Source organism: Paraburkholderia sediminicola (genome assembly GCF_046026895.1).
GTDB lineage: Bacteria > Pseudomonadota > Gammaproteobacteria > Burkholderiales > Burkholderiaceae > Paraburkholderia > Paraburkholderia sediminicola_C.
Genome location: NZ_JAQQEU010000024.1, coordinates 84,167 through 109,952, shown reverse-complemented (window position 1 = coordinate 109,952; position 25,786 = coordinate 84,167). Strand labels below are relative to the sequence as shown.

At 61.1% G+C, this 25,786-nt stretch carries 17 protein-coding genes and 4 pseudogenes; 10 read left to right on the top strand and 11 right to left on the bottom strand.

The features are described from left to right. The first annotated feature begins 443 nt into the window (after nucleotides 1-443). A complete protein-coding gene (locus PQR02_RS18715; protein WP_408233918.1) occupies nucleotides 444-710 on the top strand; it encodes a hypothetical protein in 267 nt (88 codons plus the stop codon). A gap of 196 nt (nucleotides 711-906) precedes the next feature. On the opposite strand, the gene PQR02_RS18710 is transcribed toward PQR02_RS18715, so the two are convergent. The 5 genes from PQR02_RS18710 to arcA all read right to left on the bottom strand — a co-directional run bounded on the left by PQR02_RS18710 (nucleotide 907) and on the right by arcA (nucleotide 6,562). After that, on the bottom strand, nucleotides 907-1,176 hold the full coding sequence (locus PQR02_RS18710; RefSeq protein WP_408233915.1) for a hypothetical protein: 270 nt from the start codon (nucleotides 1,174-1,176) through the stop codon (nucleotides 907-909). 427 nt (nucleotides 1,177-1,603) lie between these two features. Beyond that, nucleotides 1,604-3,085, bottom strand: coding sequence for an arginine-ornithine antiporter (gene arcD / locus PQR02_RS18705; RefSeq protein ID WP_408233913.1), 1,482 nt, complete (start codon nucleotides 3,083-3,085; stop codon nucleotides 1,604-1,606). Between the two features lie 152 nt (nucleotides 3,086-3,237). Continuing rightward, complete coding sequence (arcC, locus tag PQR02_RS18700) at nucleotides 3,238-4,170, bottom strand: carbamate kinase (protein WP_408233910.1); 933 nt, start codon at nucleotides 4,168-4,170, stop codon at nucleotides 3,238-3,240. A gap of 61 nt (nucleotides 4,171-4,231) precedes the next feature. Beyond that, nucleotides 4,232-5,242, bottom strand: coding sequence for an ornithine carbamoyltransferase (locus tag PQR02_RS18695; protein ID WP_408233907.1), 1,011 nt, complete (start codon nucleotides 5,240-5,242; stop codon nucleotides 4,232-4,234). A 63-nt stretch (nucleotides 5,243-5,305) separates the two neighbouring features. Next, the gene (arcA, locus tag PQR02_RS18690) at nucleotides 5,306-6,562 is read right to left on the bottom strand and encodes an arginine deiminase (RefSeq protein ID WP_408233904.1); all 1,257 of its coding nucleotides are present in this window, start codon (nucleotides 6,560-6,562) and stop codon (nucleotides 5,306-5,308) included. 611 nt (nucleotides 6,563-7,173) lie between these two features. Here arcA and PQR02_RS18685 point away from each other — a divergent pair. The 8 genes and pseudogenes from PQR02_RS18685 to dctA all read left to right on the top strand — a co-directional run bounded on the left by PQR02_RS18685 (nucleotide 7,174) and on the right by dctA (nucleotide 15,775). Further along, nucleotides 7,174-7,443 carry a hypothetical protein gene (locus PQR02_RS18685; RefSeq protein WP_408233901.1) on the top strand — a complete coding sequence of 90 codons (270 nt, stop codon included), beginning with the start codon at nucleotides 7,174-7,176 and terminating at the stop codon, nucleotides 7,441-7,443. 304 nt (nucleotides 7,444-7,747) lie between these two features. Next, nucleotides 7,748-10,144 (top strand): phosphoketolase family protein, encoded by a 2,397-nt coding sequence (locus PQR02_RS18680; protein WP_408233898.1) that lies wholly within the window; start codon nucleotides 7,748-7,750, stop codon nucleotides 10,142-10,144. Nucleotides 10,145-10,174: 30 nt separating this feature from the next. After that, nucleotides 10,175-10,396 (top strand): annotated as a pseudogene (locus tag PQR02_RS18675) (hypothetical protein); the annotation flags it as partial. Between the two features lie 127 nt (nucleotides 10,397-10,523). Continuing rightward, a complete protein-coding gene (locus tag PQR02_RS18670; protein ID WP_408233895.1) occupies nucleotides 10,524-10,673 on the top strand; it encodes a hypothetical protein in 150 nt (49 codons plus the stop codon). 131 nt (nucleotides 10,674-10,804) lie between these two features. Further along, nucleotides 10,805-12,201: pseudogene (locus PQR02_RS18665) on the top strand (DUF3300 domain-containing protein). 12 nt (nucleotides 12,202-12,213) lie between these two features. Then, on the top strand, nucleotides 12,214-13,143 hold the full coding sequence (locus PQR02_RS18660) for a DUF2950 domain-containing protein (protein WP_408233892.1): 930 nt from the start codon (nucleotides 12,214-12,216) through the stop codon (nucleotides 13,141-13,143). Nucleotides 13,144-13,547: 404 nt separating this feature from the next. After that, nucleotides 13,548-14,477 (top strand): LysR family transcriptional regulator, encoded by a 930-nt coding sequence (locus PQR02_RS18655; RefSeq protein ID WP_172167940.1) that lies wholly within the window; start codon nucleotides 13,548-13,550, stop codon nucleotides 14,475-14,477. Continuing rightward, the gene (gene dctA, locus PQR02_RS18650) at nucleotides 14,474-15,775 is read left to right on the top strand and encodes a C4-dicarboxylate transporter DctA (RefSeq protein WP_408233888.1); all 1,302 of its coding nucleotides are present in this window, start codon (nucleotides 14,474-14,476) and stop codon (nucleotides 15,773-15,775) included. The genes PQR02_RS18655 and dctA overlap by 4 nt, the downstream gene beginning before the upstream one ends. A gap of 15 nt (nucleotides 15,776-15,790) precedes the next feature. Here dctA and PQR02_RS18645 read toward each other — a convergent pair whose 3' ends face one another. The 6 genes and pseudogenes from PQR02_RS18645 to PQR02_RS18620 form a co-directional block, all read right to left on the bottom strand. Then, nucleotides 15,791-16,573 (bottom strand): substrate-binding domain-containing protein, encoded by a 783-nt coding sequence (locus PQR02_RS18645; RefSeq protein ID WP_408233885.1) that lies wholly within the window; start codon nucleotides 16,571-16,573, stop codon nucleotides 15,791-15,793. A 45-nt stretch (nucleotides 16,574-16,618) separates the two neighbouring features. Further along, nucleotides 16,619-17,917 (bottom strand): MFS transporter, encoded by a 1,299-nt coding sequence (locus tag PQR02_RS18640; protein WP_408233882.1) that lies wholly within the window; start codon nucleotides 17,915-17,917, stop codon nucleotides 16,619-16,621. Nucleotides 17,918-18,056: 139 nt separating this feature from the next. Continuing rightward, nucleotides 18,057-20,756, bottom strand: coding sequence for a CoA-binding protein (locus tag PQR02_RS18635; RefSeq protein ID WP_408233879.1), 2,700 nt, complete (start codon nucleotides 20,754-20,756; stop codon nucleotides 18,057-18,059). A 10-nt stretch (nucleotides 20,757-20,766) separates the two neighbouring features. Beyond that, a pseudogene (locus PQR02_RS18630) lies at nucleotides 20,767-22,064 on the bottom strand (ATP citrate lyase citrate-binding domain-containing protein). A gap of 1,079 nt (nucleotides 22,065-23,143) precedes the next feature. Further along, on the bottom strand, nucleotides 23,144-23,437 hold the full coding sequence (locus PQR02_RS18625; RefSeq protein WP_408233930.1) for a tyrosine-type recombinase/integrase: 294 nt from the start codon (nucleotides 23,435-23,437) through the stop codon (nucleotides 23,144-23,146). Nucleotides 23,438-23,497: 60 nt separating this feature from the next. After that, entirely contained in the window at nucleotides 23,498-24,253 is a 756-nt protein-coding gene (locus PQR02_RS18620) for a TetR/AcrR family transcriptional regulator (RefSeq protein WP_408233927.1), read from the bottom strand. 200 nt (nucleotides 24,254-24,453) lie between these two features. On the opposite strand from PQR02_RS18620, the pseudogene PQR02_RS18615 reads away from it, so the two are divergent. Then, nucleotides 24,454-25,680: pseudogene (locus tag PQR02_RS18615) on the top strand (FAD-dependent monooxygenase); the annotation flags it as partial. Nucleotides 25,681-25,786 lie beyond the last annotated feature (106 nt).

The window sequence follows — 25,786 nt, the reverse complement described above, 5'->3', positions numbered from 1 at the left end:
GTTAGATGCTGGTCTCCGTGTGTCGCCACGAAGTATGGGTAGGATGATGGGTAGGCGGTGATCACGCAGTGTGGGAGTCAAAACTGGCGCGGTTGCCCGGGCGGTTGTTGGAGTCGGCTGCCTTCCGCCATAAGGCTTTGCGGCAATTCCGCATCCTGTTTGTAGAGTTCATCAATTGATGTCGTAAACGTCACGAATTGGTTGTTTTGCGTGGATATCCGTACGCTGGTCAAAAACTCCCTACGGTATGGCACTTTAGGTGTTACTTCGGCGGCCTTCAACATTCTTTGGGTGGATTTCGGTAAGCGCCGTGTCGTGCTGCGCTTATTGAGCCGTTCCGGGCAGTGAGTTCGTGGTCCGGTGGAAAAGCCGCGCTAGCAGAATTAACGGACAGCATTAGCACCCTTATGGGCACCGCTAGCAGAATTAGCGATCTTCAACAGATGCAGACCATCTTCGACGGATTTGCGGGCGTGCGCGGACGTGCAACTATCACTCGGGACGGCGCCTGGTACATCCCGTTCTATCTCGACGTGGGGACGGGGACCTCGAAGTTCACATGGCAGGCGCTGACACGGCTGGCCTACGCGGCAAAGCGGGTCGATGTCGGCCTGCTCTATCGGTACCTCGCATTTTACGGCTCAGGTAATCAACTCGTACAAACGCTGCGCTTTAGCGGCCCAAGCTTGAATGTGACCTTCAAGTTCTGATCGCGTTTTGGCGGCCGTTCAAATCGCAAGACGCCGGTGGCAGGCGACTCGATTTTGCAACACGGTCTGCCTGAAAAGAGAGACAGCGCATCGCGGCGTTGCACCGGTCGAAACAGGCACGCCCACTACAAGGGTCGCCGGGCGGCCGATGCATGCTCCGCTGCTGGCGGGCACGGCATTCGACCGGCACTCTTCGTCAGTACTTGATGTCCCGCTTGTCCTGGCGGCCACCCTGCTTCGTGTCGCGCTTGTCCTGCCGACACTGCGAGTTGCTCTTCTGGTTTGCGGCCCGGCAGTCTACTTTGTTCGAGCGCGCCTCGTGTTTTGCACTCTGGTTTGCGTTCCTGCCTTCCTGGCGCTGTTGCGACTGGTTGGTGGCGAGAGCTGCGCCCGACAAGGCCAGGAGTCCGGCTGCGGCCAGGATTCCGCCCGTCCGCCTCCAAAGTCCTTTTCTTGAATCGATCATTTTCACGCTCCTCCGTGCTTGATTGAAACGGCGGTCAGCTGTCGCGCCAAGCCGCCTTCGCATGCTCGTAGAGAGCCAGACCCAAGGAAGCCGCCTCCGATAAAAGCGAGCATCCGTTAGAATTGCGCGTCCCCGAGAAGGTCCGTCATTTCGAAGCGCCTGAGCTTGTCGCGCACAGGATCCTTAAGCTCGGCGAAGTGCAACTCGATGCCACGCGCTCTCAGCTTGCGGATTAACTCGCGAAGCATATCGGTCGATGCCACGTGAGTTGTCGTGGCTGAAACGCACGCGTCTATGATCGGTAGCGGGAACCGTGAGACGCTAGTGAGCGAACACGGGCGGGCGGATCAAGACCTCACGCGATTTGCCGGCTTTGGAATGAGCGCCGACTCTGGCGGTTTTCATACTTATCCTGGGTCTCCATAAATCAGAGAGCAAGAAAGCCCTTGTACAAGCCAAATGCGGCAATGACCGCACCGATCACCACTGCCGCGAATATGCCCTTCTCGACATGGGTGAATACAGGCTGCTCAACCTCGCGTTTCGCCTTGGCGAACAGCAGCACGCCGGGCGCATAGAGAAGCGCCGACAGCAACACGTATTTGAGGCCGCCGGCGTAGATGAGCCATACAGCGTAGATCACAGCGATAGCGGCTACAACCATGTCCTTGCGGCGCTGCGGGCTTGCGGGCTCATATGTCTCGCCGCGCACCGCGAGCAGCAATGCGTAAGCAGCAGACCAGAAGTACGGAAGCAAAATCATCGACGTCGCCAGATAAATCAGCGACAGGTAGGTGCCTTTCGAGAACAGCGTAATCACGAGAAACAGCTGAATCATCCCGTTGGTGAGCCAAAGCGCGTTCGCGGGTACTTTCTTCGCGTTCTCCTTATGCAGGAAACCCGGCATCGTGTGGTCGCGTGCCGCCGAAAAGATAATCTCCGCGCACAGAAGAACCCACGACAACAGCGCGCCTGCCAGCGAGATGACCAGCCCGACGCTGATGAGAATGGCGCCCCAAGGGCCGACGACGCGCTCGAGCACGCCCGCCATCGACGGATTTTGCAGCCCCGCCAGCGCCGGTTGTGTCATGACGCCGAGCGACAGGACGTTCACGGCCACCAGCAGCAGGAGCACGCCGATGAAGCCGATCACTGTCGCCCTGCCCACGTCTGCGCGATGCTCGGCCCGTGCCGAGAAGATGCTCGCGCCTTCGATCCCGATGAACACCCACACCGTCACCAGCATCATGCTGCGTACCTGGTTGGCGACGCTGCCGAGCTTGGGGTTATGCAGGCCCCAGAAGTCCGCCGAAAACGTTTCATACCTGAACGCGAACAGGCAAAGCACGACAAATAAGAAAAGCGGCACCATCTTCGCAATGGTGGTGATCAGATTGATGAATGCGGCTTCCTTGATGCCGCGCAAAACGAGGAAATGCACACTCCAGAGCAGGACCGATGAGCAGACGATGGCGACGGGTGTGTTGCCCTGGCCGAACGCGGGAAAGAAATAGCCGGCGGTGCTGAAGAGCAGCACGAAATATCCCACGTTGCCGAGCCAGGCGCTGATCCAGTAGCCCCATGCGGATCCGAAGCCCATGTAGTCGCCGAAACCCGCTTTTGCGTAGGCATAGACGCCGCCGTCGAGTTCGGGCTTTCGGTTGGCGAGCGTCTGGAATACGAACGCGAGCGTGAGCATGCCGACAGCGGTAATGGCCCAGCCGATTAGAATGGCGCCGACATCGGCACTGACCGCCATGTTCTGTGGCAGGGAGAAGATGCCGCCCCCCACCATCGACCCGACGACCAGCGCAACCAGCGCACCCAGCCTGAGCTTGTTCGACGACGCGGATGAAGATGCCGATGTAGGCGCCGATCCGGACGCGGGCGAAGACTTTGGAACGGACATGTCACCTCTCCTTCACGTGTGAACCCCACGGTCGGCATGTCGTCCGTGATCGCCTTTGGTGGGCCGCCGCGATGGACACGGCCCAGTCAGACGACGTTCAGTAGCGGCGCATGCCGTGGGAATCCGATCTTCGCGAGACGCGTCAAGCCGCGTCACTCCTGGTGCCGCAGACCTTGAACCTCGGTGCTCACGCGTGTGCCGGCCCGATGCTCCGTAATCGCCACGATGTCCGACAGCGAACCGATCGCGGCACTCTTCCCTGTGTTGCGGGCGAAGCCGATCGCGGCCGCCACTTTCGGTCCCATGGAACCAGCGGCGAAGCCCAGCTTCTCCAGTTCATCCGGATGTGCTTCGAGCACTGCCTTGCGCGTAGGCTTGTCCCAGTCCACGTAGACCGCGTTGACATCCGTGGCGATGATCAGCATGTCCGCACCGAGTTCCTCGGCGAGAAGCGCCGAGCACAGGTCCTTGTCGATGACCGCTTCCACGCCCACGAGGTTGTGACTGGCGTCGTACATTGTCGGAATCCCGCCGCCGCCCGCGCAGATCACGATGGTGCCGTGTTCCAGTAACCACTTGACCGGCCGGATCTCGAAGATGTGTTTCGGGCGTGGGCTCGCGACGACGCGGCGAAAGCGGTCGCCATCCGGCGCAATACTCCAGCCTTTTTCCTTCGCGAGCCGCTCGGCTTCTTCCTTGCTGTAGACAGGTCCAATCGGCTTGGTCGGCTCCTGAAAAGCCGGGTCGTCAGGATCGACTTCGACCTGAGTCAGAATCGTCGCGAACGGCACTTCGTAGGGCAGCAGGTTGCCCAGTTCCTGCTCGATCAGGTAGCCGATCATGCCTTCCGTCTGGGCACCCAGCACGTCGAGCGGATAAGAAGCAACCTCCTTGTAGGCCGCGCCCTGGAGCGCCAGCAGACCCACCTGCGGGCCGTTGCCATGTGCGATAACCAGTTCATTGCCGGCCGAAATCCGCGCGATCTGCTCGGCGGCGGTCCGCACGTTCTCGCGTTGGTTCTCCGCCGTCAACGGCTCGCCGCGCCGTAATAACGCATTGCCGCCCAATGCAATCACGATTCGCATGATCCACCTCGTTCGATGTAGTCCCTGCCGGGCGCGCCCACGCGCGCCGCGCGACGGATCGTCAGATCTCGGCGAGTGTCGACACCAGAATCGCCTTGATGGTGTGCATGCGGTTTTCCGCCTGTTCGAATGCGATGTTCATCGGCGACTCGAATACCTCTTCCGTAACCTCGATGCCATTGGCCAGATCCGGATACTGGGCAGCAATCTTTTTGCCGACCGCGGTTTCGCAATTGTGAAAGGCAGGCAGGCAATGCATGAACCTCGCCCGCGCATTCCCTGTCGCCTTCATGAGCTCCATGTTCACCTGGTACGGCAGCAGTTCTCCGATTCGCTCGCCCCACGCCTCGACAGGCTCACCCATCGACACCCAGACATCGGTGTGCACGAAATCCACCCCTTTGACGGCGGCTTTGGCGTCCTCCGTCACCGTGATGCGCGCGCCGCTCTCTTCGGCGAACTTTTTGCATATCGCGACGTGGTCTTCATGCGGCCACAGCGCCTTGGGTGCCCCTATGTGCACGTCCATGCCGAGCTTCGCGCCGATCAGGAGAAGTGAATTGCCCATGTTGTTGCGCGCGTCGCCGAGATACGCGTAGCTGATGTCGTGCAGCGGTTTGTCGCTGTGCTCGCGCATCGTCAACACGTCGGCGAGCATCTGGGTCGGATGGTATTCGTCGGTCAGACCGTTGAAGACAGGCACACCCGCGTATTGGGCCAGTTCCTCGACAATTTCCTGGCTGTACCCCCGGTATTCGATTGCGTCGTACATGCGGCCGAGTACGCGCGCTGTATCTTTCATGCTCTCCTTGTGTCCGATCTGCGAAGAATTCGGATCGATGTACGTGACGTTGGCGCCCTGGTCGTAGGCCGCGACTTCGAATGCGCAGCGGGTGCGCGTCGAGGTCTTTTCGAAGATGAGTGCAATATTGACGCCCTTCAGGTGTTGCTGTTCGGTACCTGTATATTTCGCTCGTTTCAGGTCACGCGAGAGGTCGAGCAGATAGCGCAACTCGCGGGGGGTGTGATGCATGAGACTCAGGAGATTCCGGTTGTGCAGATTGAATGCCATGATGGTCCTCGAATGTAGACTCGATGTTGCGCTGCGGTAGCTGGGCGAACCATCGCCAGTTCGTCAGTCGACTGGATCCCGGATGATCGGACAGGTCATGCAATGGCCGCCTCCGCGACCGCGCCCCAACTCGCTCGCCGAGATCGTGATGACTTCAACACCTGCCTTGCGCAGCAAAGTGTTGGTGTACGTATTGCGGTCGTATCCGATCACGACGCCGGGCTCGACGCACACGACGTTGTTGCCGTCGTCCCATTGCTCGCGCTCGGCGGCGAAACGGTTCCCCCCGGTTTGTACGACCCGCAGCTTCGCCAGACCTAGTGCTTCGGCCACCACGTCCATGAAGGGCTTTTCCTCGTGACTCACACTGAGCCGCGATGGACTTGCGTCGTCCGGCCGCACCGAGAAGGCAACGATTTCGTTCACGACTTCCGGATAGACCGTGACCAGGTCGCGATCACAGAAGGTGAACACCGTATCCAGATGCATCGCCGCGCGCGATTTCGGCAGGCCCGCCACGATGATCCGTTCAACCGCGCCTTTGGCGAACAGCGACTGGGCGAGTTCGCCGATTGCCTGCCGGCTCGTCCGCTCACCCATGCCAATCAGTAGCACGCCATTTCCGATGGGCATCACATCACCACCTTCGAGGGTGGAGAATCCGTGGTCGACGTCGGGGTCGCCATACCAGGTCTCGAACTTCGCGCCAGCGAAGCCCGGATGGAAGCGGTAGATCGCGGCGGCGAGCAGCGTCTCCTGACGGCGGGCCGGCCAGTACATCGGATTCAGCGAGACGCCGCCGTAGATCCAGCACGTCGTGTCGCGCGTAAACATGCTATTGGGAAGGGGCGGCACCACGAAGCTGGAGTACCCCAGGTACTCGCGGTACATCTTCAGCGTATTGCTTTGTTCCGAATCTGGAATGTCTTCCACGAGCACCCCACCGATCAGGAACTCGGCGAGCCGGCGCGGTTCAAGACCGTCGAGCCAGCTTCGCACCTCGCTGGCGAGGCCCACGCCTGTTGTGTTCGGACGGATCTTTCGCTCGAGGATCCAGTCTCGCGCCTCGGGGTCATGGACGGTTTCGGTGAGTAGATTGTGCATCTCGACGACTTCAACGCCGCGTTCGCGCATCTTCGTCACAAAATCGAAGTGATCGCGTTTGGCCTGACTGACCCAGATCACGTCGTCAAAAAGCAGTTCGTCGCAGTTGCCGGGCGTCAGACGCTGGTGCGCCAGTCCCGGCGAACACACCATTACCTTGCGCAACTTACCCGCCTCGGAGTGAACCCCGAGATTGCGTGTCTCCGTGCTCATCATGCGTCTCCTGAATTGCGACGGTGAGAAGGCCCCTTGCAGGTTTCGGGCGGGGCAAGCAGCCCTCTGCAAACCGGCGGCATTTTTCTTTACGTAGGTGGATGCCGTTCCCGGACTCACGCTTATCGTCTCGAATAGCGGGCCCCGGGGCGTAGCACTCGCGCTGAATGCGGCCCTGTGCAGACTAAAATGTAGTTATGCTGATGCCCCGTAACAATAGGACGTTGGGCGTATGGGTTGGTTGACGCAGGTCAACGACTACAGACTTAGCGTTGTTTAGCGGTGTCGACCATCGTGGACGACCGGCATAGAAATCATGCCAAGCTGACTGCCGACGCAACCTCTGGGTTTGACATTGTCGCGTCCTGACCGGGGCGCAGTTGCCGCTCGCTCACTCTGCGTGAGCATGGACCAATCGAACCTACGGCTCACAGACTTGCCACGACGGCTTAAGTTAACCTATAACTTGGTCACCGCCCAAACCGAGGGCGAGGAATTTTCGGTCGGGTTGCGCGCCTGTCCGGCATCCATCACATGATTCACCGTAACGAACAGCAGGGTGCGGAAAAACGCTCCCGGGAATTTGAATTGTCGACGTCGGCAAGGAGAACATGATGAATCACATTGGTGCTGCAGTGCTGAGCGGTTTGCTTGCCGTGTTGATTGCTCCCGTAGCTTGGGCGCAGGGCAATACCGCAAGTAGTTCACCGGCCGCCGAACATCCTGATCCGATAGTGAAAATGCACCATCAGGTCGCCGCGGCTAATCGCGTATACGACCAGAAGGTTGCTGCTGCGAAAAAGGTCTACGACCATAAGAAGGCGGAAGCCAAAAAAGAGCGCGACGCTGCTATCAAGGTCGCGCACGACGCAGCGGGCCAATAGAAGTTGCACTTCGCATAGTGAGCATCCCTATCGCACAGGATGAACAGATGCGATAGAAGTGCTGCGTGTCGCGGTACCGCCAGGCTCTGCTGTTGCGCGAGTGCGACCGGAATCGCACTTGCAATCTGCGCTTGGCAACGTAGTCTGCGTTGACTACGTCCATGGGCATTGTGACGAGAGTTTGGATACAGAGGGTCCCGCCGTCAGGCGCGACGCGGCCCGACAAATCTGGAATTGCGCCCGCGCAGCCACCCGACGCAATCCTCGCGCTCGAGATAAGGCTGCATGTTCAGGAGACGTCGCGATGGGCCAGCGTTCCACTTCAGGTGCTGCACAGCAAGGTACTTTAGACTCCGACGAACTTCGACTGATCGATGCCTGGTGGCGCGCGTGCAACTACCTCTCGGTCGGCATGATCTATCTGATCGACAATCCGTTGTTGAAGGAGCCGTTGAAGGTCGATCACGTGAAGCAGCGTCTGCTTGGGCATTGGGGTGCAAGCCCAGCGCTTTCGTTTGTCTGGGCGCATCTGAACCGTGTCATCAAGCGCGACGACCTCGACGTGATCTTCATGGCGGGCCCGGGCCATGGTGCTCCTGGCGTGCTCGGTCCCGCCTATCTGGAAGGCACCTATTCGGAGGTGTATCCGGATAAGAGCGAAGACGCCGAGGGCATGCAGAAGTTCTTCAAGCAGTTCTCGTTTCCCGGCCATATCGGTTCGCATGTCACACCGGAGACGCCTGGCTCGATTCACGAAGGCGGCGAACTGGGTTACAGCCTGTCCCACGCCTATGGCGCCGCGCTCGACAACCCGGACCTCATCGTCGCCTGCGTGGTCGGCGACGGCGAGGCGGAAACGGGACCGCTCGCCACCGCCTGGCATTCGAACAAATTCGTCAATCCCGCTCGCGACGGCACCGTACTGCCGATTCTCAACCTGAACGGCTACAAGATTGCCAATCCGACGATTCTCGCGCGCATCAGCCACCGGGAACTCGAGGCGCTGTTCGAGGGCTATGGCTATAAGCCATTTTTTGTCGAGGGATCAGACCATGCTGAGATGCATGAAAAAATGGCCGCCACGCTCGACACCGTCATCGCGGAGATTCGCGCGATTCACGAGAAAGCGCGCGCGGGCGGCGAGCCCGAGCGGCCGCGCTGGCCGATGATCGTGCTGCGAACGCCCAAAGGCTGGTCTGGACCCAAGGAGGTCAAAGGCCACAAAGCCGAAGGCTCGTGGCGTTCACATCAGGTGCCGTTCGGCGATGTACGCGACAATCCCGATAGCCTCGCGCTGCTGGAAAGCTGGTTGCACAGCTACAAGCCCGAGGAGCTTTTCGATGCCGACGGGCGGCTGATGCCGGAACTGCGGGCGCTCGCGCCAACCGGGTCAAGACGCATCAGCGCGAATCCGCACGCGAATGGCGGAGTGTTACGCAGGGAGTTGAAGCTGCCGGATTTCCGCGCCTATGCACTCGAGGTCTCTCACGCGGGCCAGGTGCTCCAGGAGAATACGCGGCCACTAGGCGAATTTCTACGCGACACCATGCGCGCCAACATGAGCACTTTCCGCGTGTTCGGCCCGGACGAAACGGCTTCCAATCGTCTGCAAGCGATCTACGAGGTCAGCAAAAAAGTCTGGATGGGCGATCTGCTACCCGAGGACGAGGACGGCGGAGAACTGTCGCGCGACGGCCGGGTGATGGAAATGCTCTCGGAGCATACGCTGGTGGGATGGCTCGAGGGCTATCTCCTTTCGGGGCGGCATGGTTTCTTCCACACCTACGAGGCATTCGCGCATGTAGTGGATTCGATGTTCAACCAGCACGCGAAATGGCTGGACATCTGCAAGAACCATGTGCCGTGGCGCGCGTCGGTGTCGTCGCAAAACATCCTGTTGTCGTCGACCGTGTGGCGGCAGGATCACAACGGCTTCTCGCATCAGGACCCGGGCTTCATCGACCTCGTCACCAACAAGAGCCCGTCTGTCACGCGCGTCTACCTTCCGCCGGACGCGAATACGCTGCTTGTGGTGGCCGACGAATGTCTGCGCTCGACCGACTGCATCAACATCATCGTGGCGGACAAGCAGAAGCACCTGCAGTTCACCACCATCGACGAAGCGGTCGTGCACTGCGCGAAAGGGCTGGGCGTGTGGCGGCGCGCGAGCAACGACGAGGGCGAGGAACCGGACGTGGTGATGGCATCGTGTGGCGACGTCGCCACTCAGGAAGCACTGGCGGCGACGGCAATTCTGCGCGAGCGGCTGCCCGAGCTCAAACTGCGCTTCGTGAACGTGGTGGACCTCTTCCGGATGCAGCCCGCGAGCGAGCATCCGCACGGCTCGACCGAACGCGAGTTCGACAGCCTGTTCACAGTGGACAAGCCGGTGATCTTCAACTTCCACGGCTATCCGTGGTTAATCCACAAGCTGGCCTATCGCTTCCGCAACCACGAACATCTGCACGTGCGCGGTTACAAGGAGAAGGGCAACATCAACACGCCGCTCGAACTGGCGATCCTCAACCAGGTCGATCGTTTCAATCTGGTAATCGATGTCCTCGACCGCGTGCCTCGATTACAAGCGAGAACGGCGTATCTCAGGGAAGACATGAAAAACGCGATCATCAGCAACCTGAGCTACGCGCACACGCATGGCATCGATCGCGCGGAGATCACCGACTGGGTGTGGCCAGACTGAGCGCCGCCCCAATAGCCGCGGGCAACGATCATGGTTGCCGCCCCGAGCGCGACCGCTGCCCGCGCCCCCGCGCGTACCGGGCTGCATGCCAGGGCGCTTGAGCGCGGCGTGCCCGACAATCTCGTCTGCCTGCAGGGCTGCCCGCTCGACATTGCTACCCCTCATGACTGGTACATGGCGGTTGCCTACAGCGTGCCCGATCGCATGCTGGCGCGCTGGGCCGCGACAATCCAGACCTATGCGGCACGCGAGGCCGGGTGACCTGATTGCGGGTTCCGCGCCGCTAGTGGACATTTTGTAAGCAGCAGGTACTACGATAGGACAGCTGAAAAGTCGGTCGGCCTGGCAAAGAATTCAGGGCTACAGTTGGAGCGTCGGTATGAGACAAGACTTCGCTGGGCTCGAGCAGGCTGCGTTCTGGCTATACATCGTCATTGCTTTAGTGTTGGTGGGGTACCTTATCCGCGGCAAAAACCCTGGGGGTGACGGCTGGGTCAAGGTAGTAGAGCAGAAAATGCCCACGATTTAATTTTCTTCGGACTCTCTGCTACCCGAATCGACGACGCCACAGCCATCCGGGAAGTCGAACGCGCGTCCGACGCACGTGACTGTCACAAACGCATCGTTGTCCGCGTCAAAAACCTGCCGCAAGGAGGGGCCATGACCAAGTGGAACGACCGATGGGCAAAAGCCGTTTTTCTGTGGCTGGTTTTGCCAGTGATCAATCAAGCTTGTGTAGATCATGGCCCCCAGAGTTCTGTGCCGGGCCCGGCACCGACGCCTCCACAAATCTCTGCGCAGACTCAACCGCAGACCCCTGCACAGGGCCCCGCACAGAATCCCGCACAGGGCCTTGCACCGAATCCTGCGCCGTTCTCACCAGAGGAGCTTGAGGCCCTGGTCGCGCCGATCGCGCTCTACCCGGACTCCGTGCTGTCTCAGGTATTGATGGCGTCGACCTATCCGCTGGAGATCGTGCACGCGGCGCGCTGGGTAAAAGCGAATCCTAACGTGAAGGGCGACGCGGCCGTGAAGGCGGTGGAGAATCAGCCTTGGGACACCAGTGTGAAATCGCTGGTGGCGTTCCCACAGATACTTGAGCCGATGGGTGACAAGCTCGACTGGACGCAGAAGCTCGGCGATGCTTTCTTGCTCAGCAAAAAGAGGTCTTTGCTGCTGTGCAGCGGTTGCGGGCACGGGCACAGGAATCGGGCAACCTGAAATCGAACGAGCAGCAGAAGGTCATAGTCGAGCCGGCACCGGCGGGCGGCCAGACCACCATTGTGCGCATCGAGCCGGCAGACCCGGAGGTGATCTATGTGCCAGCCTACAACCCGACGGTTGTCTACGGTGGATGGAGCTATCCGGCCTATCCGCCAACCTATTGGCCTCCGTACCCCGCTTACTACCCCGCTTACTACCCCGGTTACTACCCCGGCGCGGCCCTCGCGACAGGAATCGCCTTTGGCGTTGGGCTCGCTGCTGCCGGTGCGATCTTCAGCGACTGCAACTGGGGTGGCGGGGACGTCAACATCAACGTCGACAAAGCCCGGAACGTCGATCGCAACTTCGATCGCAGCAAAGTCCAGGGGCAGGGCGGTCGCTGGCAGCATGACGGAAGTCATCGGCAGGGCGTCGCCTACCGGGACAATGCGATGCGCGATAAATTTGCCGGTTCGGCGGGTGCCGACAGGCGATCCCAGTATCGTGGGCGCGGTACCGATTCGGGTACGGGGTTCGGCGCAAGCGACCGGGGTGGCGCGAGCAATCGCGCATCTATCAATGACCGATCCGCTGGCGGTAATCCGGCAGCGACGGCAGATCGCTCCGCTGCGGCGAATCGTGGCCCTAGCGACATGAGCCGTGTCAGTAGCGGCAACCGAGGTGGTTACGGTGGCGGAGGGCGCGACAGCTCGTTCTCTGGCGTAGGGGCGGGCGGCGGCGGGACGCAGCGCAGCTACGATCGCGGTAGATCAAGTATGCAGGGCTCAGGCTTTAACCGGCCTTCCGGCGGTGGCATGCGCGGCGGCGGTGGACGCGGCGGCGGCAGGCGTTGAGGAGAAAGAACTATGGACTTCCAGTCATGCGTTTTCAGGAAGTGGGCAAGGCCCACACTCGCGAACCTCACCGCCGTTGCCGTCCTGTCCGTTGCAATGATGACTACTGTTTATGCGCAAAAGAACTTCAGCTCACCGGAGGCGGCTATGGACGCCTTCGGCGACGCCGTCCTGAAAGACCGGGAGGACGCGTTGCGCGCGATCTTCGGCGATGACTTTCGTGAACTGATTCCACCGATCGGCGCTCAGGTGCGAGATACGTTCGTCGCGCAGTGGGCCAAGTCCCATGCGATCGAGCCGACGGACACCCGACATGCCCGCATTGCCGTGGGAGACGACGGCTGGACGTTTCCGATTCCACTCGTTAAGACCGACCAGGGATGGCACTTTGACACGCACGCGGGCGCGGAAGTCATGCGCGCGCGGCGCATCGGTCGCAACGAACTCGCGGTCATTCAGACGATGCTCGTGATCTACGATGCCCAGCGCGAGTACGCGCAGACCAATCACGACGGAGAGGGTGTGCTTGCCTATGCAGCGAGAATGGTGAGCTCGCCGGGCAAACACGACGGCCTGTACTGGCCCACCGGACCGGATGATAACCCGAGTCCGCTCGGCGAGGCGTTCGTTGATGCGACTTCGCGCAATGTGCAGAACGCCGGCTACTACGGGTACCACTTCAAGCTTCTCGAGTCACAGGGGCCACACGCCCCAGGTGGCGCCTACGATTACGTCGTGCGAGGCAAGCTCTTCGGCGGTTTTGCCGTGATCGCCTGGCCAGTGAAGTATGGAGACACCGGGATCAAGAGTTTCATGGTGAGCCATGCCGGGCAGGTTTACGAGCGGGACCTCGGACCGGGGAGCGCGGCCAAAGCGGAGGCCACGAAGTCGTTTGATCCGGGTCCGGGCTGGAGCAAGGTGCCCGATACCGACAGCCAGTAACACGCTCAAGGTGTGCCGCGTGCGTCACCGGACCGCAAAAAAAGAAAGCCCGCTCGCCGCGAAGAGCCATCGTAGACCCGCACCTTCATGCGAGTCGAATGCCGGTTGGCAAACGTCGCTGGTTGAAGTTGGCATCTCGAAGGGCACATTGCGTTGGGGCTTCGCCCGTCAGCAGCCATTCATTGAGTGCGGAACCCGATGGGCCACGCATGACTGCAATGGTCGAGCACTTGTCCATCGACCTGACTGTACGAACGACCGTTACACCTGAGCGCAGCCGACGTTCGAATGTCCGCGCGAATGCATGGGTCTATGACCGCAGATGGCCGATTGCCCCCCGTGAGATGCGGTGTCAGCGTGCGTATCATGCAAAATAGTCGCATCTAAAATGCGGAGGATGGCCCGTGGGCGTCAACTTCGACCTGAACGATTTGCAGGCGTTTCGAGCCGTCGCGGAGTTGGGCAGCTTCCGCAAAGCAGCGGAGGCGGTTAATATTTCGCAGCCAGCGCTGAGCCGGCGCATCGAGAAGCTCGAAGCGGCGCTCGGCGTGCGGCTCTTCGAGCGGACCACCCGCAGCGTGACGCTCACCACCATAGGTCGCGTGTTCGCCCCAAGCGCGGAACAACTTCTCGACGATCTCGATGTCGCGTTGCTCGGCATCCGCGACGTCTCCAGCAGCCGCCTAGGTCATGTGACCATCGCATGTGTGCCGTCGGTCGCCTACTATTTCCTGCCGAGCGTCGTTGCCGCCTATCACAGCCGCTATCCGCGGATCCGGGTCAAGCTGCTGGACTCGAGCGCCAACGAAGTGCTCGGCTCGGTCATCAGCGGTGAAGCCGATTTTGGCGTCAGCTTCATGGGCAGCCAGGAAACCGAGGTCGAATTCAAGGTCCTGCTGCAGGAACGGTTCGTCGCCGCGTGTCGTCGCGATCATCCCCTTGCCCGGAAAAAGCAGGTGACCTGGAGCGAGCTGTATGAACACGAATACGTTTCCGTCGACAAGACTTCCGGCAACCGCCTGCTGCTCGATCAGGCGTTGACCAACGTGGCGCCGGCAGTGCCGAGCGTCTGCGAGACTCGCCATGTCACCACCATGCTCGGCCTGATTGAAGCGGGACTCGGTGTGGCAGCGGTGCCTTCAATGGCAATGCCCATGCGCGACCATCCGATTTTGACCAGCGTGCCGCTCGTCGATCCGGTCGTGACGAGGCGAGTCGGCATTGTCAGACGCCGGGGACGCCCCCTCGCGCCGGCCGCGCAGCAGTTCTACCAGACGATCCTCGACACGAAGCGCAGCGGCATGGTCGGTGCGGCGAAGAAGACCCCGAAATGACACTACCAAGGCCCTTTAGGCTGCTTTACGTCCAGGTCCTGCTTGGAATGGGACTCGGCATGGCCGTGGGCCACTTCTGGCCACAGGTCGGCGCATCGCTCAAACCGCTCAGCGATGCATTCGTCGCTCTGGTGCGCATGATGATCGCGCCAATCGTCTTCTGCACGATCGTCATCGGCATCACCTCGCTTGCGAGCGGCTCGAAGATCGGCCGCACCATCCTGAAGGCGCTCGCGTTGTTTTACCTTCTCACCATCGTTGCGCTCGTTCTGGGCCTCGCGACCGCGTTCGCGCTGCATCCGGGCGCGGGACTGCACATCGACGCGCATCATCTTGACACCACCATCCTCGCGCAGTATTCGACTCGCACGCAGTCGCACGGGCTCCCCGAGTTCGCACTGCATCTGATTCCGGAGACGTTCGTCGGCGCCTTCGAGAAAGGCGAGGTTCTGCCAGTCCTGCTGCTTGCGCTTCTGTTTGGCTTCGCATTGAACGCCAGCGGAAGCGCCGGACGGCTAGTGCAGGAATTCATCGACGGCATCGCGCACGTGCTGTTCCGCATCCTCGCGCTGATCATGCGGCTTGCACCCGTCGGGGCATTCGGCGCGATGGCGTTCACGGTGGGCCGTTTCGGCATCCGTTCGCTTGGCTCGCTCGGCATGCTGATGGTGTCGTTGTATGCGGCGTGCCTGCTGTTCGTCGTCTGCGTGCTCGGTCCGCTCGCACGCCTGCATCGCTTCTCCCTCTGGCGTTTGCTGCGCTACCTTCGCGAGGAACTTATCATCGTGCTCGCGACGTCGTCGACCGAACCAGTGCTGCCGCGCCTCATCGTCAAGCTCGAAGCGCTTGGCTGCGACAAGGGCATCGTAGGTCTTGTGCTGCCCGCCGGCTATTCGTTCAATCTCGACGGCACGGCGATCTACCTGACGCTCGCCTCGATGTTCATCGCGCAAGCCTGCGATGTACACCTCTCGGGCGGCCAGATCACGACGATGCTCGTGGTCATGCTGGTCACGTCTAAGGGGGCGGCGGGCGTGTCGGGCAGCGGACTGGTTGCGCTCGTCGCGACGCTCGCCGTCATTCCCGATCTGCCGGTTGCGGGCGTCGCGCTACTGGTCGGCATTGATCGCTTCATGTCGGAGGCGCGCGCCCTGACGAGCGTGATCAGCAACGCCTGCGCGGTGATCTTCGTATCGATGTGGGAGCGCGCCTGCGACCGCACGCGTCTGAAGGATGCATTGAGCCTGGCGCATGAGCCCGAAGAAGCTTTCGATCAGCCCGCCGACCTGCCGGGCTGAATCGTTGCCGCCGTCTCAATGCGTGGCGACGGAATCGAGCCCGGTCGATATCACCTCCGGCTGCACGGCGGGCGACGCGAGATAGTCGAGCAGCGCTTTAGCCTCCTTCGGATGCTGCGCGCCGACCGGGATGCCGGCCGCAAAGCGCGTGACGGACTGCATCGACTCCGGAATCTTGCCGACGTACGCTGCGCCCTTCACCGGGAGCAACTCGCTCACCTGCTGAAATCCCACTTCGTAGTCGCCGGTTGCAACCATCGACGCCACCGGGATCTTCGGGATCATCTTCGCCCTGGTCTGCACCTGTTCCTCGATGCCGAGCCGCTTGAACAACTCGCGCTCGATATAGACACCGCTCGCGCTATCCGAGTAAGCGATCGACCGGGCATGCAGCAAGGTTTCCTTGAGCGCGGCCTCAGACCCGATGTCGGGCTTCGGCGCGCCATCGCGCACGACCATGCCGATACGCGAATCCGCGAGCTCGACGCGCGAATTGGGGATCACCTTGCCCTGCTTGATGAGGTCGTCGAGTGCATAGCCGACCATGATCACCACGTCGGCAGGCTCGCCGCGCTGAAGCCGGTTCGGAATGGCCTCCGGCGACTTGCCCATCGACGGTCCGAGCGCGGTATCGAGCGTGTTGCCCGTGGACGCCGCGAACTTCGGGCCGAGCAGCTTGTAGGCGGCGGTGAAGCCGCCGGAGCTCATCACGTGCAGATCGGCGGCCTGCACATTCGCCGCAGCAGCGGCGCTGCCGAGGAGCGCCGCGGTACAGAGTTTCAGAAGGATGGATTTCATGGTTGAAAGAACGTCAGGCTGAAGTTCGAGGAGCGAAGCGATGCTTCAGGAAGCCGCATGCAGCGGAACGCGACGGCGCCAATACAGTGCGAGCGTGGCACCGAGCCCGCACACCGCGGCGAAGCTCATCCAGTAGCCCGGCGCGGCTTTATCGCCCGTCATGTGAATGAGCGCGGTCGAGACCACGGGTGTGAAACCGCCAAAGACCGCCGTCGCGAGGCTGTAGGCCAGCGAGAATCCAGCGACACGCACTTCGACCGGCATCACTTCGGTGAGCGCGACGACCATCGCGCCGTTGTACATCCCGTACATGAACGAGAGCCAGAGCAGCACAAGCAGCATGTTGACGAAGCTCGGCGCGTGAGCCAGCAGCGATAGCGCGGGGTAGGCGGTCGCAATCGCCAGGATCGTCATTCCGAGAAGGAGCGGACGGCGTCCGATACGGTCCGATAGCGCGCCACCAATCGGCAGCCAGATGAAGTTGGAGATCCCCACGCACAGCGTGACAAGCAGGCTATCGGCGGTGCTCAGATGCAGGACCGTCTTGCCGAAGGTCGGCGCATACACCGTGATCAGATAGAAGCTCGTGGTGGTCATTGCGACCAGCAGCATGCCCGCGACCACGACGTTCCAGTTCTGCAGGAGAGTCGTAAAGACTTCTTTCATGCTGGGGCGATGCTGGCGCTGTTTGAATTCCTGCGTTTCCTCGAGATTGCGCCGCAAGATGAAGATGAAAGGCACGATCATGCAGCCGACGAAAAACGGCACGCGCCATCCCCACGCAGCGATCGCCGCCGTGTCGAGCCACTGATTGAGCGCGAAGCCAAGCGCCGCAGCGATGACGATCGCCACTTGCTGGCTCGCCGACTGCCAGCTCGTGAAGAAACCCTTGCGGCCCGGCGTCGCCATCTCGGCGAGATAAACCGAAACGCCGCCCAGTTCCGCACCCGCGGAGAAGCCTTGCAGCAGACGGCCAACGAGAACCAGGGCCGGGGCGAAGAGTCCGATCGTCGCGTATCCGGGCACGAACGCGATGAGGATGGTGCCGCTCGCCATGATCGACAGCGTGACGATCAGGCCCTTGCGGCGACCGACATCGTCGATATACGCGCCGAGGATGATCGCGCCGAGCGGCCGCATCAGGAAGCCCGCGCCGAACACTGCGAAGGTCATCATCAGCGAAGCGAACTCGCTCCCCGCCGGGAAAAAGACCGCGGCAATCTGCGTGGCATAGAAGCCGAAGAGGAAGAAGTCGAACTGCTCCAGGAAGTTGCCGGCCGTCACGCGTAGCACGGCAAATGCCTTCGATTGCCCGGGGGCCAGCGGGGGTGAGGAGGGATGCATCGAGGTGTCTCCAGAAATTTTGAACTTGCAGTGTTCGGGCGGTTTATTGTTTGTCGAATATTCGCCCGAACCCCACGAAACGATAAGTGCTATTTTCGAAACGATTGATGTCCGCTGGTTATCAATGTCGGCAAAGTGCTCAAGCTACGAAGCGGCACTGCGACGCGGGCGTTCGAGTGTCCATGTTGCGCCCCCGGTTCAGGTGATCGTCGATTTCCGCCGCGCATCCGAGCATGCGGGGATAAAGGAAGATCGTGAATGCGGCGGTTTCCAGATCGGACTCAGTCAATTCACCACGTTGCAGCGGCTGCCACAGCATCTTCAGCAGCAGCGCCGCGATCACGGCATCGACGTTTACGCAGTACACGTTGCGGGAGACGCCGGCATCAAACAACGCCTGCACCAGTTCGCGATAGAAAGCATGGAACACGTTATATTCCCCACGCTTCTCGCACAGTTGCGCGATGAACACTTCGCGCGGGTCATAGTTGACCGGCCTGTCCTTGAAGACCGGATGGTTCACGCCCGGCAGCTTCGCGATATCGAGGCTGCCGGCATGCTTCTGTCGGGCCTTGTACTTCGCATAGCGCTCGACCGAGCGCTCGGCCAGCGAGCGCAGGTCGACGCCGTGCGCGGGGTCGGACGGATCGGCAAGCCCGCTGTCCCTGAACGCTTCGATCAGGAACGCGATGCCTTCATAGCCATTGCCGCCATGCGTATAACCTGTATGGGTGAGAAAGCCGACCAGTGCCTTGTTGAGTTGTACGCGCTCGGGGCTTTCCGGGCCGTCAGCGGATACTGCGCCCTTTGCTCCCTGCGCCGAGATGGCTCCCGGACCGTTGGTGAGCAGCAGACCGACGAGCGTCTTGAAGGCGAACAGATCGTTGGGCCCCGGCGCGAGGTTGAGCAACGCGGCAAAACAGATTTCGGTCAGGCTGCGTTCGTTCAGCAGCGCTTGCGTGGTAAAGCCGCAAAAGCCGTCGGGACGGTGTCGCGAGGCGTCCGCCGATGCGCCGATCAGCGTCCCGAACAACATGATCCACCAGGGCAGGCTCTCGGCCGTGACGCGCGAGATGCGCTTGCGCATCAGCGGTCCCCACGCGAGCGTCACGGAGATCGCGGCCAGCACCGCGTCCGCCGTCGGGTGAGCGGGCTGAGACGTGAGCCAGCGCACGAGGACCGATCTGACTCCGCGCTCGGCGAGTCCCGCAAGCATCGCTTCGGCGCGCACATCGCGCGTGTCGGCAAAGAGCGGCTCGCAGCCGCTGACGTCGATCCGGGCGATGTCAAAGTTCTCGTCGAACGCACTCCTAAGGCCGGCTGCCGAGAAGCGTTCGATCATCCATTTCGCGGCATCCCGCGCCGCGCGCTGACGATTCGGCCCGATGATCGAGGTCGCGGCGGCCAAGATGGCGTTGGGTGCATTGCCGGCCTCGCGTGCGGCTTGCGCTGCCGCGAGTTCCGGCGTTCCGTGCAGATTGACGGATGCAGCGATGGCGACATCGATGAGCTTCTCGTCGTTTTCTCCGCCGAACTCGTGAAGCAGGGCAAGGCTGACGTTCGCTTCGAGCGAATGCGTCGCCGCGTCGAGCATCGAGGCGCCATACAGGCTGCTCACTTGCGTTTTCGCATCCATCTGCGATGCTCCCGACGCATCCTTCAACGCCTGACGTGGCGCAATCGCACCGACTTGTCGATTGACCTGCAAGACTTGCTCGTCGTAGGGCGCGACTGCTCCCACTACGGGGATCGCAAGGTCGGACGGAAGCTGAATTCCCTGGTCGGAGCCGAACCACGGCTTGAGCGCAAGGCTGCCTTCGGGCTCGAAGTCAGGCATCGTCGCGTTGGCGCGCATGACGGCGGTCAGCGCCGCCGGGATATGCGCGATGTTCGTGACGACCGCGCCCTTGGCGGAGCAGCACGGATCGTCTGGCGTAAAGAGGCGGTCTACGCCGAACATTTCCATGAACCAGCGCTCCTTGGCTTGCGCGTCGTCGGAGCCGCCGGCCATCGCGCCCGCATGCCCGACCGCACGCGTGAGGCGGCTCTTCCACCGGCCCACCACACAGGCGACCACCGGTTTCGTGAAGGCCGCATCGGCTTCGTAGTAGCCACCCGGTTCGCAATAGAGCACAGCGGCCTTGCTTCGAGCATCGTTGGCGAGTGCGAAGGCAAATTCCGGCGCGGCATAGTGGATGTAGACGTCCTTGCCGCTCGAGATGACGGTCGATGTGCCCCAGCCGCTCATGCGCAGGTACTGCGCGATCGTCGTACTGAAGCCGCCGGAGTTCGAGAAGATGGCGATCGATCCCTTGCGCAATGAATCGTCCGGACTATCGCCGCCGAGTGCTCCGCCGATTCTTACGCGATTCCACGAGTCAGCGACGCCGAGCCCGTTCGCACCGAAGATGTCGATGCCCGCTTGCTGACCCATCGCGCGAATCTCGCGGGCGTCGTGTACGGCGATCTTTTCGGTGATGATGAAAATCTTCTTCAGATCGGGATTGACGCGGATCAGTTCGGCGACGCCGTCGCGGGCCGCCGATGGCGGTAGATAGACCACGCCGCAGTTGAACCGATGCCCCGCTTCCAGACCCTCGCGGACGTTGTTGTAGACCGGGATATCTCCGATCGATGTGGTGAGCACTTGTCCGCCTTTGCCCGGCGCCGTGCCGAAGACAATATTCCCGCCTGAGAACGCATGACTGACGGGCGTCACGTCCGAGGACTCACCGCCCAGGATATTGAGCACGCACACGCGATCGTCACGCGTGGCGATCTGCGCCAGCGAGTTGACGCCGACGAAATACTTGAACTGGCTGCTGTTTTGCTTGTACACGTTGCTCTCCTCAGGCTTGAGCCGTTTCGGTTTCCGTCGCGGGTGCGCCGATCCGTGCTGCGATCTCGGCCCGGCCACCGGCGCGCATCCAGGCGTCCGCCTGACGCGCGTACTGGATGACCTCGCTGATGTCGGAGTCGAATCCGAAGAGCCGATAGGGCAGACCGAGCGAGTCGCATGTGTCCCTCAGCGCGGCCATCCCACGCACGAGGTTCGGGCCTCCCCGGCCCAGCACCACGTAAAGCGGCGTCGGCCCATGCTCGCTGAAGTGTTCGCGAAGAGCGTCGGCCATCGCTCGCAGCGTCTCGAAGATGTCGGTGTTGTTCGACTTGCCGCCGATGATGAAGAGCACATTCGACTGCTTGAGCCAGTGTTTGAAGCAGATACGGGCCACTTCCTTCATCTTCGCGTACGGGGGATTGCCGCCGAAATCCGACGAGATGATCGCGGCGTCACCGAGCATTTCGGTCACGAGCGAGTTGGCGCCGCCGCCGAACGTCGGCGCGAGAATCGTGCCTTCCTCGTTGATCACATATACGTCGCTCTGCCCTGGTGCGTGCGCAACTGATTGATCTCCTGCTCGAAGTCGGAGTAGTCCGCCGCGAACAGGTGTTGCGGCAGCCCAAGGCGCGTCCATCGCGGATCGTCGCGATCGAAACCGCACTTGAAGTCGCAGGCGACCGGTGTGAGGCGCCCCTTCTTGTCCTCGCGCATGCGGATCGGATTCAATTCCAGTGTCGTCATGCCGAAATCGTGAAAGAGCTCCCAGAGTTTCGGCAACTGCTGCACGAGCGGCGAGATGATCTCCTTCGGCGCACCAATCTCGCTCAGTGCGTTCGCCACGACAAACGCCTTTAGACCCGTCAACGCGTCGAAGGGCACCATCGCCACATGCTTCGGGTCGACCTCTTCGATATCCATGCCGCCCTTATGCGAGAGCGTCATGGTCGGCGCACGAAAACGCGTGGAGTCGGTGATCGAGAAATAGACCTCATGCTGGGCCGGAACGCCGGCTTCGAACGTCACGCCATTCGACTTTGCTTTCAGGTGGCCGACGGAATGCTCGGCGAAGTACAACCGCTCTTTTTCGATCAACGCCGTCTTGAGATCGGTCGCGCGGCCGAGTAAACCCGCCTTCCCCTTCTTTCCCACTCCACCCTTGAAGACGGGTTTGATGAATATCTGGCGATGACGATCAATCAAAGTCTTGATCTCCTCCTCGCTGGCGCTCGGGCCGAGGATCTCACTCGCCGGGAATCCGACGAATTGCAGTAGGCGCGCGCCGTGCAACATACCGGTGATTTGCATGAAGTTGTCTCCTGAAGGGCATAGCGATATAAAAAGAAACGGGTGTTCGGATTGGTCGTTAGGCGAAAGCGCCAGGCGTGACAAGCGGCCGTGACGCCGATGGCGTTCGGAATGCGTGGCTGATGTGTGTTGAGTTGTCCGGTGCTCGAACCGGCTGGGGTTCGAGACTACCCGCCCAAGGGGCGATCGTTAGGCGCTCCAGGTGTGCCTTGCGTTGTACATAGCCTTGTCTCCGATGCGTTTTACTTTCGTTCCAATCTCGCTGGAATCTTGAGTACAGATACTCACGCAAATGGAGTTACGCGATAAGTGCATTTTTTCGAAGCATTGATGTTCAGATGTTATCAATGCAGCTGGATGAAACGCGGCATCACCGCCACGTTCCTCTGCGCTGCCTGTCGGGGCAGACGGGTCAGCGGTCCAATCTGTGATGTGGCTTCAGTTGATGGTCCGTCATGGGCGAATGAAGGGACATTCGACATATGCAAGAGGCCGTCCGTTCAGGGTCGAGAGGGTGAGTTCGCCGATCGAGAAAGCTCTCATTCGGCTGCCAAACCAAACCGCCGGCAGCAGTCGGTCACATTGCGGACGTAGAGGTCAGCCAATCCCAACGGCAGCAATGGCCGAAAAGTACTCGTAGGGTTCTTCAGGCCAGAAGCGACCGTTCGCTTACGATTCGCGAACGAACGCTCGCCGCCGATTTCGGGACGCTTGGCTTGAACGTTGTTGAAGGCCAGACGGATGGCTCATGAGAAAAAAATTGCGAGAGCCGGGTTTCTGCGGTGAGAGGATTGCGGCTCGCCACCACTCGAGGCGTAGCTGCGAGTCAGTATGGGGCGCAGCCGCCGAATCTGCGAAGCCCTGTAGGTGCATAAAAGGGGCGGTCCGTCGTTTTTTAAGCGCCGGTGTATCAAAGCGACAGGAATTGAGTGTCTTTGCCAGCTTTGAGTCTTTCGAGCGGCCGATTTCGCGGCTGAAAACGACGAGAATTGGTTGTTAAACCGCGACATCAATTGATGAACTCTACACTGCTTTTTTCTCTATTGTTTTTCCGCAAACGCAGATCTTTTCCGCAATTTTTATTTCGTTGGCTTTACCCTGTCGCCTCGACGATTGCGCACGTAATGCTCGGTCATCGCAACTGATGTGTGTCCGAGCTCCTTCTGCGCCTGCCGAATGTCGCCCGTGCTGTCGGTCTTGTCCGTGCCGGCCTTCGCGCGCAGATCGCGGAATTGAAAGTCGCCGTCGGCAATTCCGGCCTCGCGCCGCGCGACCCGGAACCGGCGCGGGAGAGTGTCGAGCAGCATTCGCTGGCCTCGTTCGTTCACAACCAATGCTGTACTGATGACCTTTGTACGTTGCTTGGCGCGAATCTTTGTCCATCGTGCCGTGTCGATGACCCCAACCCCGTGACGTACCTTATCGTCGCCGCCTCATTCCCCATCGACTTGCGCCTCGACGAGTGGCAGCGGACGTGCTGCAATCTTCTCCGCCTCCGCGCGCTTGAGTCCGAGTGTTTGCAGAAGCGCTGCTGCCGTACGCTCGGCGAAGTGCTCTCCGCTGAAGCCAAGTTCGTCGAGCAACTGCGCCGCCGGCGCGCCCGGCGCGACGAAATTCAGCTCGGCCGCGGTTGCAGCGAGCACCGTGCCGCCCACCGAAAGAAAGCCGATGAAGGGGTCGGCAACCGTAAAGCGCTTGGCGGCGATGCCATTTCCGATATCCCGCAGCAGCCGCTGACCCAGCCCGCGGCTCAGCATGCCCGCCGAAAACCCTTCGCGTATCAGGAAGCGTCCCCATACGGGATCGCGCCGCGCACGCATCAGGGTATGACGCACCGAGACGGCGATCACTTCTGCGGGGTCGGACAGGCCCCCCGCGAGGCGATCGAGCATGTCGGCGAACTCCTCGAACACATTGTCCACAAGCGTCGCGTAGATGGCTTCCTTCGACTCGAAGTGGTTGTAGAACGAGCCGAAGCCGACGTCGGCGGCCTCGGTAATTTCGTTGATGGCTACGCCTTCCATGCCCTTTTCGGCCATCAGCCTGAGGGCAGCATCGAGCAGCCGGGTGCGCGTTTCGCGCTTGCGGCGCGCGCCACGCGGCTCGCGTTCTTCGGGAACGGCAACGGGGGAGACTGGTGCCGCACGGGTAGGACGTTTTGCTGTCGGGCGATTTGGAGTGTTAGGCATGATCGGTCCAGTTTTGGCCACACCAAAGTATAGATGCTGTCGTCTATATTGACAAAACACTCAACTATGACTTTAGTGGCATTAACGGTGCACCTAGCGCCGGTCTAACAAACAACAGACGGAGTGACTGTGGAGACAGCAGCAAAAGATGGTTCCGCGCCGTGCAGCCGGGATGGGAGGGTCGTGCGTCAATCGAGGCATTGCCGTCGGCCGTAGATGTTTTATTGGTGGGCTGCGGACCGGTGGGTGCCACAGATTGCGAATCTGTTGGCACGACACGGCGTGAACGTGATGGTTGTCGACAGGTCGACTGAGGTATTCATGGCGCCCGGTGCGATCGCGCTCGATAACGAAGCGCTGCGCATCCTTCAGCTTGCCGGCGTTGCGGAGAGCGATTTCGAGACGATTGCCATACCGTACGTCCGCATGCGGTCGCCCATGCTGGGCCTGTTCGGCAGGGTGAATTCGCTGGGCAGTATGGATGGCCACCCGAAGCTCGTCACCTTCTACCAGCCAGACCTGGAGCGGTGTCTGCGCGCCCGGCTCGAGACATACGACTGTGCGCATATCGCGTTGGGGGTCGAGCTCAAGAGCTTCACAGAAGAACGGGATCACGTGCTCGCATCTTTAGATCTTGGCCAGGGGCGCACTCATGCGGTCCGGGCCTGCTATCTGATCGGCGCGGACGGGGCGAGTTCATTGGTACGCCAGCTCATTGGGCAGGAATTCAAGGGCAAGACGTTCGCCGAGGACTGGCTGATCGTCGATGCCCGCCACGTACCGCGTCCAATCGATCACATCGAGTTCATCTGCGATCACCGTCGACCGATCCCGCATATGGTCGCGCCTGGCGGCCGTGAACGCTGGGAATTCATGCTCCGGCCTGGCGAGCGTCGCGAGGACATGGAATCCGAGCCGCGTATCCGGGAGTTGCTTTCCCCGTGGGGCAATCTGCAAGACATGCTCATCGAGCGCAGGGCCGTGTATCGCTTCCATGCGCGCGCTGTCGATGCATTCAGCAAGGGCCGGGTGTTCCTGGCGGGCGACGCGGCCCACATCACGCCCCCATTCGTCGGGCAGGGGTTGGTCGCAGGACTTCGGGACGCCGCCAACCTTTCCTGGAAGCTCGCATGAGTGGTGAAAGGACGCGCCGATCCAGAGATACCTATGACGAGGAGCGGCGCCCCCACGCGAAGGCGATGATCAACCTCGCGAAGTTCATAGGCAAGCTCGTCATGCCCCGAAGTGTTGTTGTCGCCTTGTTGACTCACGGGTTGATGCGTCTGTCGAGACTGGTGCCGCGCCTACGCGCGCAATTCGAGGAGCTGCAGATCAAGCCGAAGAACGCGTTCCGCCGGGGGCTGTTCGTCAAGGGCCGCTCATCGACGAGGCTTGTTCGTGGCGCTGTCATCGCGCAAGGCTGGGTTTGGCAGAAAGCCTGGCCGCATCAAGCTCAGTAGGCCGATAGAGCTCGCCGAGGCAAATTGATGAACGGAACGCTCGTATCAACAATGGCGGCACTGTTCGTGCGTC